Genomic DNA, 11644 nt, shown 5'->3' on the forward strand with positions numbered 1-11644 from the left:
TATGAGTGATATCGATACCAAGGAAGTAAAGGCCTATCTACTCGGCCTGCAAGACCGTATTTGCAATGCACTGAGCAAAGAAGACGGCCAGCCGTTTCGTGAAGACAACTGGGACAGGCCCGGTGGTGGCGGAGGCCGAACCCGGGTGCTTGAAGAGGGCAACCTGATCGAAAAGGGCGGCGTCAACTTCTCCCATGTCTATGGGGATGGACTTCCGCCATCGGCTACCGCCAATCGCCCTGAACTGGCCGGCTGTTCCTTTGAGGCGATGGGGGTCTCCCTGGTAATTCACCCGCGCAATCCATACGTGCCTACCAGCCATGCAAATGTACGCTTGTTTGTTGCTAAAAAGCCTGGAGCTGAACCTATCTGGTGGTTTGGTGGTGGCTATGACCTGACCCCCTATTACGGCTTTCATGAAGATGTCGTACATTGGCACCAAACTGCCAAGCAGGCCTGTGAGCCGTTTGGCAGTGAGATTTACCCCCACTTCAAACAGTGGTGTGACAAGTATTTTTACCTGAAGCATCGGGATGAAGCCCGTGGAGTTGGCGGACTCTTTTTTGATGATTTTAATGAAGGTGGCTACGACAACGCTTTTGCCCTTATGCGTGCCGTTGGCGATAGTTACTTGGAGGCCTATCTGCCTATCGTGCAGAAGCGTAAAGAGATCGCTTACAGTGAGCGCGAGCGTGAATTCCAGCTCTATCGTCGCGGTCGCTATGTGGAATTCAATCTGGTTTTTGATCGTGGCACCCTTTTTGGATTGCAGAGTGGCGGGCGCACGGAGTCCATCCTGATGTCCCTGCCCTCGCTGGTGAGCTGGAAGTACGACTGGCAACCTGAACCGGGCTCCGCGGAAGAGAAGCTCTATACCGATTTTCTACCGCACAGAGACTGGGTATAACCAGGTAATTTGTCACAATGGAGGTTTGCTGTGCACCCATCGCGCTTGGAAGGAATCAATTCCCTGTTTCTGGATTACAGACGGCATTTTGAAACGGGAGATATTGAACAGATTGCTGATTTTTATCGTTTCCCTTTGCATTATTATCGCGAGGATGGCGTAAAGCTTGCCGTAGCGCGCGATGAGTTTATCCAGCAGGTGGTTAAATTACTCAATGCCTATCGGCGCCTGGGTGTGTGTCAAATTCTCGGCACTGTCACCGAGGTAATAGAGCTGAATGATTACAGTACCCTGGCGAGTTTGCGCTGGACCCTGTTGCATTCACAGGGTGAGGATAAGGCAGTTGAGTTGTACAGCTCTCACACTCGTTATTTAGTGACCGAAGCCGACGATGGCCTCAAAATAGATGGCCTCATAATCGTCGATGAAAGCGCCAAAATTCGCGAGGCAGTAAGAGCAGGGAAGAGGGCGCAACCATGAGCGACCGCTACGCGGTAGTGGGTAACCCAGTAGAGCACTCTCTCTCACCCCTGATCCAGCGCGCCTTTGCCGCACAAACCTGCGAGGATATTGAATACACTAAGCAACTCGCTCCCTTGGATGGCTTTGTCGATTACGCGCGAGTTTTTTTTGCTGAGGGTGGCTGCGGCCTCAATGTGACTGTGCCTTTCAAGCTACAGGCATTTGAGATGGCGGATACCCTGACCGAACGGGCAGCTTCCGTCGGGGCGGTGAATACCTTGATGAGGGCTGAGGGTGGAAAGATTCTTGGCGATAACACCGACGGGGCCGGTCTGGTATTCGATATTTGTACCAACCTGGCTTGGGAGATCAAGGGCAGGAAAGTCTTGCTGTTGGGGGCCGGAGGGGCTGCCCGAGGCGCATTGCTTCCAATCCTTGCAAAACAACCTGCACATCTACATATTGCCAACCGCACTGCAGAAAAAGCGGCACAGCTTGCGGCAGAATTTTCCCAGTTGGGTGAATTGAGTGGAGGTGGCCTGGAGGAGTTGAGAGGCTGCTACGACCTGATTATCAATGCGAGTTCCGCAAGCCTCGGCGGTGTGCTGCCGCCGTTGCCTGAAGGCTGTGTCGCAGGCCATGGCAAAGCGTACGATATGATGTATGCAGCTGAGCCAACGCCCTTTTTACAATGGGCTCGTGGACAGGGTGCTGAGAGCGCTGATGGTCTTGGGATGTTGGTAGAGCAGGCCGCTGAATCATTTTTGCTGTGGCGTGGTGTGCGCCCTGAAACAGCTCCGGTAATGGCCGAGTTGCGCCGGGACCTGAATAAAACAACCGATAATTAAAAGAGAGAAAGCGTTGTGCGTGACATTGTACGAAACCTATCGATTTGTTTTGCTGTGGGGTGCTTCGGTGGGCTTTGCTATGCCCTGGGGCTCTGGGCTATGGGGCGGTATGGTTTCACCCAGTTCCTGGGGGTGGATTTGGCGCCATCCCTGAGTAATGCCTACCTGTATCAGCGCGTAGTTTGGGGGGGAGTTTTCGGCCTGCTTTTTTTACTGCCTTTGCGCAACGCCTGGTTAATACGGGGCTTCCTATTATCTCTAGTACCGGCCGGTTTGATGCTATTGTACCTTCTGCCGCAGAGAGGCTACGACTACGGTGCACTGGTACTGGGGCAAATGACGCCCCTGGTTATTGTTCTCGCCTGCGCCATTGGCGGCATAGGCGCATCTGCACTGTTGCGCCTGCAGGGTAAATAGCAGCGAGGCCTTGATCGCCAAGGCCCGTAAAATCATTTTTTAAATTCGATCTCTACCAGGCTGCAACGCTGGGTATATCCCATTGCCCTTTTGATAGTGGGGAATACTGAAGCGGTAGCCACGCTGACCCCGAGTTCGATCCTTTGTCTTTTATCCAGTTGCACATCTATACGCTCGTTGAGAACAGGGTCGATAGTTTTGTAGCTGGCTACTGCCGTGGAAAAATCGAAAATATCCTGCAAATGCTCAGGCAGGCTGCTGCCTCCCTGAATGCAAGCTTTGATCAGCTGGGGCTCAATGCCAGCTTCCAGTGCCATGCGCACGTTTAGCTGCAGGCACATACCGCAGTCAGCCACCTGCATCGCTGCAATTTTGCTGACCCAAAATACATCAATGGGCAAAAACTCCCGATGCATTGACAGGGGTTGGAAATTGCTGAACTTTTCAAAGCCTTCGGGGGAACTCTCGAGAAACTCACGCAGATAGTCCATGTCGTAGCGATATTTTTGCGAGAAGTCCTCCATTTCCTGGAGATGTTGCTGTTTGGACATAGTTTGGCTCCTGGTCAAATCGGATTGAGTCACAGACCACCGGGCTGCAATGCCAAGTCTTATGCAAAAGGCTGATAGGTAAAAATTAGTTTCTATCGGAAATATCGATAGGTGGGCTATAAAAGTTACCGTAAAGGCGCCGGGCCTCCCGAGCAAACCATTGGGCGGCCGACCCCTGTGGTGTCTGCTTGGACCAGAGCAGGTCTACACCGAGGCTCCAGGTATTGAGCGAACCGGTTAAATTGATTTCAACCAGCCGGCCGCTTTTTAGAAAGGGCCTGGCTAGCTCGTAGGGCGCATTGACCCATCCAACCCCTTTGCAGGCGAGATCCAGAGCTTGCAGTAGAGAATCACTTCGCCAGGTTTGTGTAGAGAGCTGCCAGCGGTATCTATGGGGCTCTGAAACTGTGGTGATTTGCCGGTACTGGGCCGCCTCATTAAGAGTGGATTGTTTTCTCAGGGCCAGGGGATGTTCAGGACAAGCCAGGCTTAAAACCTGCTGCTGCCCCAGATTGTTCGTATCTAGTGAGCTGGGATAGGAGTCTCTCGAGGTGACAAAGGCAAAATCCGCTTTGCCCTGCGCTACTCTCTGGACCGCTTCCTCCCCTGTTGTGCTGCCGAGCTGGAGTTCCGTGTGGGGGAAGCGCTCGCCAAAGGTAGCCAGCATATCGTTGAGTCGATCGGGCATAACGAGTTCTTCAAACAGAATATTGAGCAGGGGCTCCTCCCCCCTTTGGTAAGAGTTTGCAGCCTGCTGAAACCGATGCAGCTGTCCAAGCGACTGCTGCGCCAGTGGTAGTAATGCCAAAGCGGCAGCTGTAGGGCGGGGATGCTTCCCCTCCCGGTTAAATAGAGTCAGCCCCAGGTCGAGTTCGAGGTTCTGAACCTGGCTGCTCACCGATGACTGAGCCCGACCCACTTCTCGCGCTACCGCTGAAAAAGAACCGACTTCACAGGCTCGCACAAAAATATGCAGTTGATCCATATTCAGGTTGAGCATATCGGACAGCCAGCCTTAGCTATGGTTGTTGTTTGAGGAGGTACTGATTCTTCAGTTTCACATAGTTTTCTGCGGAGTATTTGAAGAAAGCCTTTTCTTTATCTGACAAGGGGCGGGCTTTTTTACAAGGGGCTCCCACATAAAGAAAACCACTCTCAAGGGTTCTACCAGGTGGAACCAGTGCGCCGGCTGCCAGTACTACGTCGTCTTCGATTGTGGCTCCATCGAGCACTATAGAGCCGATCCCGATAAGAACCCGGTTGCCAATGGTACAACCGTGCAAGCAGGCTTTGTGGCCGATAGTGACGTCTTCGCCAATGGAAAGTGGCCAGCCATCGGCATTAAACGGGCCCGCATGAGTGATATGGAGAACAGCTCCGTCCTGAACACTGGTCCTCGCGCCGATGCGGATTTTATGCATATCCCCACGCACAACGGCCATGGGCCATATAGAACAGTCATCCCCAAGGGTAACGTCGCCGATCACTGCGGATTGAGGGTCGATATATACGCTGTTGCCAAGTTCTGGAAACTTCTCGCCATAGGAATCATCGTGGCTGCGCAGTGGGGACATAAATAAGCTCCTGTACAATGAATCCTCTATCATAGCTTTATCCTAATTCGAGCACAGAGTCTTATATGTCCAATCCACTGTTGAATATCCCGCTGCTGCCGCCTTTCGATAATCTTGAGCCCGAGCAGGTGGAATCCGCCATTGCCGAGCTGATTAAAACGTGTGAGCAAACCCTTAAGCAGGGATTGGAAGCACCGAGTTGGGACAATACACTGGTGCCCCTTGAACAAGCTGAAGATCAGTTAAATCGAGCTTTCTCCCCAGTTAGCCACTTGAACAGCGTCATCAGCGGACCGTGGCGGGCGCCCTATGAAGCCGCCTTGGCTCAAGTGACAGCCTATTGGACAAAGCAGGCGCAGAACCGTGAACTTTACGACCTCTATATCCAATTAATGCAAGCCCCAGAGTTTGAGAACTGGTCGCAGGCGAGAAAGAAATCCTTGGAGCTTGGGGTACGGGATTTTGAACTTGGTGGTGTTGCTCTAGAAGGGGACGCTCGAGAAAGATTTGCTGCAAATAGCCAGCGTCTGGCAGAGCTTTCCAGTCAATTTGCCAACAATGTTCTCGATGCAACTAATGCCTGGACATGGCACACAGAAGATAAAACACAGCTTCAAGGGCTTCCGCAAACCGCACTCGCCGCTGCGCGGGCCGCTGCTGAAGCAAAGGGGATAGATGGGTGGCTGATTACTCTGGAAGGCCCTAGTTTCCTGGCAGTAATGACCCACGCAGAGAGCAGGTCGTTGCGCCGGGATGTCCATTTGGCTTTTGTCAGTCGAGCTTCCGAGACAGGTCCCCAAGGTGGCGAATACGATAACTCCGAAGTGATGGAGGCGATTCTCGCCTTGCGGGCAGAGCAGGCCAGTTTACTGGGAATGAACAACTACGCGGAGTTGTCCCTGGCCAGCAAAATGGCTTCGGATACCGAGCGGGTCCTGGAGTTTCTGCGTGATCTTGCTGAGCGAGCCAGGCCCGCGGCCCAGCGGGAAATGCTTGAACTGAAAGAGTTTGCTGCAGATCAACTCGGTATTGATGAGTTACAGCCCTGGGATGTTGCCTGGGTGTCTGAAAAGCTAAAACAGCAGAGATACGCCATTAGCCAAGAGGAGTTGCGGCCCTATTTTCCTTACGGCAAAGTCGTTGAAGGTCTCTTTACCGTGGTGGAGCAACTATTCGGTATCAAGGTGGAAGAGGATACCAGCGTTGCCACTTGGCATACCGATGTTCAGTTTTTCTGGCTGCTAAGAGATGGTGAAAAGATTGCTGGATTCTATTTGGATGCCTTTGCCCGTGAGAAAAAGCGTGGCGGAGCCTGGATGGACACGGTGAGTAGCCGACGTAACACTCCAGACGGGCTGCAATTACCCATAGCTTACCTGGTGTGTAATTTCAGCCCTGCTGCAGGAGACATGCCCTCACTTCTGACTCACACAGAAGTGACTACTTTGTTCCATGAATTCGGACACGGCCTCCATCATATGCTGACACAGATTGATGTGGCTGCGGTTTCAGGCATTAACGGTGTTGCCTGGGATGCGGTAGAAATGCCCAGCCAATTTCTGGAAAATTGGTGTTGGCAACCACAGGCGATTTCCATGATTTCTGCACATTTCGAAACTGGAGAAGCCCTTCCAGAGACATTACTGGATAAGATGCTTGCGGCAAGAAATTTCCAATCTGCAATGTTCACAGTACGTCAATTGGAGTTTGCACTCTTTGATTTTCGCCTCCACGCCAGTGAAGAACCATTGACCGCTGATAAAGTTCAGGTTTTACTGGATAAGGTACGAGCAGAGGTTGCAGTTGCACCTATCGCTGCAGAGAACCGCTTCCAGAATGCTTTCAGCCATATATTTGCCGGTGGTTATGCCGCGGGCTATTACAGCTATAAATGGGCAGAGGTACTATCTGCAGATGCTTTTTCTCTGTTTGAGGATGACGGTATATTTAACAGAGAAACCGGAGAAAAATTTCTCCACAGTATACTGGAACAAGGTGGGAGTCGGGATGCGCTGGAGTTGTTTATTCAGTTCAGGGGACGAGAACCGCAGATAGATGCTCTGCTTCGTCATTCAGGCATCGAGCAGCAAGAGCTGAATATCAGTCCAGTGTAACTGATACGTCAATCATGAAATATTGAGTAGTAGTCATGATGAAAAAAGAAAGTTCAGCTCAATCGGGTGAGATTGTTAAGAAGCGCTTTATTGCAGGGGCCGTGTGTCCCCGCTGTAGCGAGATGGATAGAATCATTAACTATCACAAGGATGGAAAGAATTATAGGGAATGTGTTGCCTGTGGGTTTAAAGATGAAATTCGATTGCAATCAGCACCAACAGAACTGTCTACTCGTGTTAACAAAGATACAGAAGATGAAGTTCACGAGGAACCAGTAAAATTTATCCAACCCACAAGTAGTCGTAAAAAGTGAAAAAAATATTTTTTATACTAGTGGTTTTTGTTGCGGTGGCGATCATAGGTCTTTATGGCCTTGACCGCTATCAAAAAAATGCGGAACGGCAAAGGGAGCAGGTAGCCTATTTACTTGCGAGCTGTGTTAACCAGGGAATACTTACTTTATTTCGTTTGCAGGCTAATGACTGGAAAGCCCGCCCAGATTACTACATTGAAGAAGAAAATAGGCTGGGGGCAGCGGTAAAAGTATTGCCAGATGAAATTTTGGAAGGGGAGCCATTTGAGACATGGAAACACGCAATAAAAATTTGTGATAAGTTAACTAGAAATAGCAATTTGCAGCATGTCACAATTTTCCGTCCTTTGGGTGATTTCTCTGCAGAGGAAATATCCAATATATATACCTTGAAGGATCGTGGTGCGTTGCGGAAACGGGAAAAAACCATTCATGCCCTACATGAGTCGGCAGAAGCTGCAGATCGTTATATGAGTGACTTGCGGCGTGATATTAACACACAGCTTAGGGCCTTCCGCTTTTCAGATAAAGAGCGTGAGTCAGTTCTTCAGGCAATTAGCTCTCAAGTGTTAGATAATTATCAGCAAGGTAATTTTTCCAAAAAGCAAGCGGACACTTACCTGGAAAGGGTATCGCTTTTTTATAGAACAATGGTAGAAAATCCAAAGTCCTATAGCATCCGCAGCGGAAGTTTATTTTTTTATAGTTCGGAATTAAAACAGAAAGTTGAAGGCTTATACGGTGCTGTTATTCAAGGTGAGGGACCGTTTTATGCCAACTTTAAGCAAATCTTAGTGCAAAAGCAGATACAGTCTTCAAATTATTAAAAATGGTGAGCGGGCTTTATTATTTATTATTCTGCCCGCTCAGTATTTACCATCCTGAGATTATAGTTTTAACTGTATTAAAAACCCACAAATAACTTTCGGCCTAAACTGGACTACAATCCTGATACCTGCAAATTCACTTCTCAAACTTTAAAGTTGCTACATGCTACTATCTATTTATCGAAAAAAACCTGAATAGCTCCCGGCCTTTTACTTTAATTTACGCACCCAAGAATTGGTTACAGTGTAGTATTGATAATAGATAATGAGGCCCAAAGATCGTGCACCAATCCACAAAAATAGGCTGAACCATATGCCTGTATTGCCCCATTCTCTGGTTGACCACCAAGCGGGAAAGAAAACCAAAACGGAGGCAATAAACATGGTATTACGCATATCACGGCTCTTCCCTGCACCGATAAAAACGCCATCTAATTGATAGCTCCAAACCGCCAATAGTGGCAGCGCACATAGCCACCAATATACCTGCTCTGCTTGTCTGATTACTGGTTTAATGTCTGTAAAAAGTGACAGAATCAAAGGTTTGCCAGTGATCAGTATCAGTGTAATAAGGATGGCACTTCCCAGTGCCCACAAACCGGCACTGCGAACTGTGGCGCTGAATAATGCTTTCGATCTTTTTGCCATAGATTCCCCCACCAAGGCCTCGGTAGCGTGGGCAAATCCATCCAGAGCATAGGACGTCATCATTAGTAGCTGTATTAGAATGGCGTTTGCAGCAAGTACATTGTCACCTTGTGCTGCGCCTTGAGCAGTAAAAAAAGTGAGTGTTAATAGGAGCAGACAGGTCCTTATAAATAGGTCTGTATTGATTTTTAAAAGATTTAGCCAAGGAGATGAATCGACCCAAGGCAAGAGTCCCTTCTTTGTAACTTCATCGCGAATATAGGACCAGATATTGACATGTACCCTGGTAAGTAAATATAGCCCCAGGAGGAATGCAAAGATATCAGCAAGTACAGTTGCCGCAGCTGCCCCTTTGGCCCCTAGGCCTAACCCAAGAATAAATAGGAAGTCGAGGGCAATATTTAGTAGGTTGGCAGTGAAAAGAATATAGAGAGGTGCGCGGCTATCTTGTCGACCGATAAAAAACCCCAGAATGGCAAAATTTGCCAGAGCCACGGGCGCAGAAAGTAATCGTATTTGCAGATAGGCCAGCGCGTGGGGTTGCGCTTCCGGACTGGCATTCATCCACTTGACGATATAGTTGATGGAAGGAAAAGCAATGATTAATAGAGCAACTCCCAACCCTAAGGCTAATACCAGTGCACGTACTAGCCACTGAACTCCAAGATCATGACTTCGAGCCACCAATCCGGTAGTGCCCATGCGCAAAAATCCAAATGCCCATAAAAGCATCGACATTATGCTAGCCCCTATAGCCACACCGGAAAGGTACTCAGAAGAGGGCAGGTGGCCGAGTATTGCGGTGTCTACTACTCCTAGTAAGGGAACTGAAATATTGCTCAGTATCATTGGCCAAGCTAAGCCCCAGACTCGAGACATAGGCTGGGATTCAAATTTTATAGAAGAGGACATAGGTCAAGGTCACTAATGGACGGGTCGAATTTTTGAAAAAATGGATCAACGCAGACTTGAATAGCGGAACTCTACCAAAGGTATGAGAATGATAATTTCTGCAATTTGGCTGAGTGGGAACCCCAATACCTGTTACGTTTAACAACTGTTCGCTAAATAACAACAGTGAAACTAGAGCAATACATTTGGCACTATATTCATTATTCAATGTATGCGGATGGTACAGTATTCCACACTCATTCGTGTAATTTGTTTCGCTGCTTTTGGGCCTGAAAAAAGTCTATCCCACTCTGGAGAGGCAGTCGGAGTTTGGTACCAGGGCCCTAATAGTTACCACAATCTACATATATGCAATCAGGCTTTGGCAAAAGCTGTGTTTAGGTCAGTTTTTGAGGATGTTACAGCTTCTCGATTAATTGTCATATTTAGCCAAACAAATCGTTTTATCCCCCATTTGGAACGCCTGTCATTCTATTTATGGAAAAATATCCTAACAAAATGATTGAATTTATTTGTTGATCTTTATATTTGCCAGCAAAATGATAATTATTTTCAAAAACGCCCCCGATTGACTTTTTTCTGTCGATGTGTTCCTTTTGTACCTGCAGTAGTTGCGACAAATAAAGAAAAACTGGTTGTTGGTTGTACCTTTCCGGACGACGACATCTGGAGTAAAAAATCTTTTACTAAGAATAACAAGTTGCACTGACGGCAGTAACGCGAGGAAGTCTCCTCGACCAGTGTATGTAGTCTTGTGTTACTACAGTATGTCCACAATTTTTGTGTGGAATTAATCCTGTTAGGCAGTTGATACAGGTAAAATTCGCTTATCCGTGAAGGCCAGTGGCCAAAATAAAAATTACGGGTTTCCCTGGGGAGGCCCGCAACCACGGAGATCTATAGGCGATGTTGAGAGGCTTCGATCGGCTGTTCGCCTTGCTGGCTACTTCGCTATCTGTACAAACTGTTTTAGCAGATGAACAGGATGTTGAGCGCTGGGGGGTAAATATGCCCCAAGGGGTGACAGAAGTCGCCCAGACTACTTATGAGCTGCATATGCTGATCTTTTGGATCTGTGTAGCCATCGGTGCGCTAGTGTTCAGTATCATGTTCTATAGCATGTGGCGCCACCGCAAGAGTAAGGGATACAAAGCGGCCCAATTTCATGAAAGTACGGCAGTGGAACTGGTTTGGACCATAATACCCACTGTCATCCTGATTTTGATGGCAATTCCAGCCACCAAAACACTCTATGACATTTATGATACCGAGGAGGCAGACCTTGATATCATGATCACTGGGTACCAGTGGAAGTGGAAGTATGAATATCGGGATTCCGATGTTGCTTTTTTTTCCAGCCTGTCTACACCTAAAGCGCAAATTGATAACCTCCAGCCAAAAGGCTCCAACTATCTCCTTGAGGTTGATGAACCTCTGGTTGTACCTATCAAGAAAAAAATCCGTTTCCTAATTACCGCCAATGATGTGATACATGCTTGGTGGGTTCCAGACCTCGCTGTTAAAAAAGATGCTATTCCAGGCTTTATAAACGACGCCTGGACTCGTATTGAGGAACCGGGGATATACCGGGGTCAGTGCGCAGAACTATGCGGAAAAGACCACGGCTTTATGCCTATAGTTGTAAAGGCGGTGCCCCAGGAGGAGTACGATGCTTGGTTGAGCTCGCGAGCTGCAGAGGCGGTCAAAATGCGTGAGCTTACCGGGAAAACTTTTACATTCGAAGAGCTCTTCGCTCAGGGTGAAAAAGTCTATAACCGCACTTGTGCAGCCTGCCATCAACCTAATGGACAAGGGGTACCCGGAGTTTTCCCCCCTATTGCAGGTTCAAAGATTGCCACCGGCCCGCTAAATGGCCACTTAGATATCGTTATCGATGGATCAGCAGCAAACCCAGCAATGCAGGCTTTTGGCGAACAATTGTCGGAAGTTGATTTGGCTGCAGTAATTACCTATCAACGCAATGCATTCGGTAACGAGATGGGTGATACGGTTCAGCCCGTTGACATACTCAATTTCAAGAATAAGCAGTAAGCGCCCGGAGGAAATTCA

General features: G+C 48.5%; 12 protein-coding genes. 8 read left to right on the forward strand and 4 right to left on the reverse strand.

What is annotated here, in order from left to right:
• Position 1 precedes the first annotated feature (1 nt).
• The 4 genes from hemF to BTJ40_RS00170 are packed head-to-tail and all read left to right on the forward strand — an operon-like array spanning position 2 to position 2634.
• On the forward strand, positions 2-907 hold the full coding sequence (gene hemF / locus BTJ40_RS00155) for an oxygen-dependent coproporphyrinogen oxidase (protein ID WP_108731221.1): 906 nt from the start codon (positions 2-4) through the stop codon (positions 905-907).
• 30 nt (positions 908-937) lie between these two features.
• A complete protein-coding gene (locus BTJ40_RS00160) occupies positions 938-1387 on the forward strand; it encodes a hypothetical protein (RefSeq protein WP_108731222.1) in 450 nt (149 codons plus the stop codon).
• Positions 1384-2217, forward strand: a complete 834-nt coding sequence (gene aroE / locus BTJ40_RS00165; protein ID WP_108731223.1) for a shikimate dehydrogenase — start codon at positions 1384-1386, stop codon at positions 2215-2217. Before BTJ40_RS00160 ends, aroE begins: the two co-directional genes overlap by 4 nt.
• A 15-nt stretch (positions 2218-2232) precedes the next feature.
• A complete protein-coding gene (locus BTJ40_RS00170; protein ID WP_108731224.1) occupies positions 2233-2634 on the forward strand; it encodes a hypothetical protein in 402 nt (133 codons plus the stop codon).
• 32 nt (positions 2635-2666) lie between these two features.
• Here the strand turns inward: BTJ40_RS00170 and BTJ40_RS00175 are convergent, their stop codons facing one another.
• From BTJ40_RS00175 to BTJ40_RS00185, 3 genes are all read right to left on the reverse strand, one after another.
• Positions 2667-3185, reverse strand: coding sequence for a hypothetical protein (locus BTJ40_RS00175; protein ID WP_108731225.1), 519 nt, complete (start codon positions 3183-3185; stop codon positions 2667-2669).
• Positions 3186-3270: 85 nt separating this feature from the next.
• Complete coding sequence (locus BTJ40_RS00180; RefSeq protein WP_108731226.1) at positions 3271-4185, reverse strand: LysR family transcriptional regulator; 915 nt, start codon at positions 4183-4185, stop codon at positions 3271-3273.
• Between the two features lie 19 nt (positions 4186-4204).
• Positions 4205-4759, reverse strand: coding sequence for a gamma carbonic anhydrase family protein (locus BTJ40_RS00185; protein ID WP_108731227.1), 555 nt, complete (start codon positions 4757-4759; stop codon positions 4205-4207).
• Positions 4760-4824: 65 nt separating this feature from the next.
• Here BTJ40_RS00185 and BTJ40_RS00190 point away from each other — a divergent pair, with 65 nt between their 5' ends.
• Genes BTJ40_RS00190 through BTJ40_RS00200 form a run of 3 tightly spaced genes read left to right on the forward strand, consistent with a single transcriptional unit; the run spans position 4825 to position 8014 of the window.
• The gene (locus tag BTJ40_RS00190) at positions 4825-6873 is read left to right on the forward strand and encodes a M3 family metallopeptidase (protein WP_108731228.1); all 2049 of its coding nucleotides are present in this window, start codon (positions 4825-4827) and stop codon (positions 6871-6873) included.
• Between the two features lie 35 nt (positions 6874-6908).
• Positions 6909-7187 carry a YheV family putative zinc ribbon protein gene (locus tag BTJ40_RS00195; protein WP_238152093.1) on the forward strand — a complete coding sequence of 93 codons (279 nt, stop codon included), beginning with the start codon at positions 6909-6911 and terminating at the stop codon, positions 7185-7187.
• Positions 7184-8014 (forward strand): hypothetical protein, encoded by an 831-nt coding sequence (locus BTJ40_RS00200; protein WP_108731229.1) that lies wholly within the window; start codon positions 7184-7186, stop codon positions 8012-8014. Before BTJ40_RS00195 ends, BTJ40_RS00200 begins: the two co-directional genes overlap by 4 nt.
• Before the next feature lie 210 nt (positions 8015-8224).
• Here the strand turns inward: BTJ40_RS00200 and BTJ40_RS00205 are convergent, their stop codons facing one another.
• The gene (locus BTJ40_RS00205) at positions 8225-9541 is read right to left on the reverse strand and encodes an MATE family efflux transporter (RefSeq protein ID WP_369974265.1); all 1317 of its coding nucleotides are present in this window, start codon (positions 9539-9541) and stop codon (positions 8225-8227) included.
• Between the two features lie 939 nt (positions 9542-10480).
• Between BTJ40_RS00205 and coxB the strand changes: the two genes are divergently transcribed.
• The gene (gene coxB / locus BTJ40_RS00210) at positions 10481-11626 is read left to right on the forward strand and encodes a cytochrome c oxidase subunit II (protein WP_108731230.1); all 1146 of its coding nucleotides are present in this window, start codon (positions 10481-10483) and stop codon (positions 11624-11626) included.
• The last annotated feature ends 18 nt before the right edge of the window (positions 11627-11644 follow it).

Source organism: Microbulbifer sp. A4B17 (genome assembly GCF_003076275.1).
Classification (GTDB): Bacteria; Pseudomonadota; Gammaproteobacteria; order Pseudomonadales; family Cellvibrionaceae; genus Microbulbifer.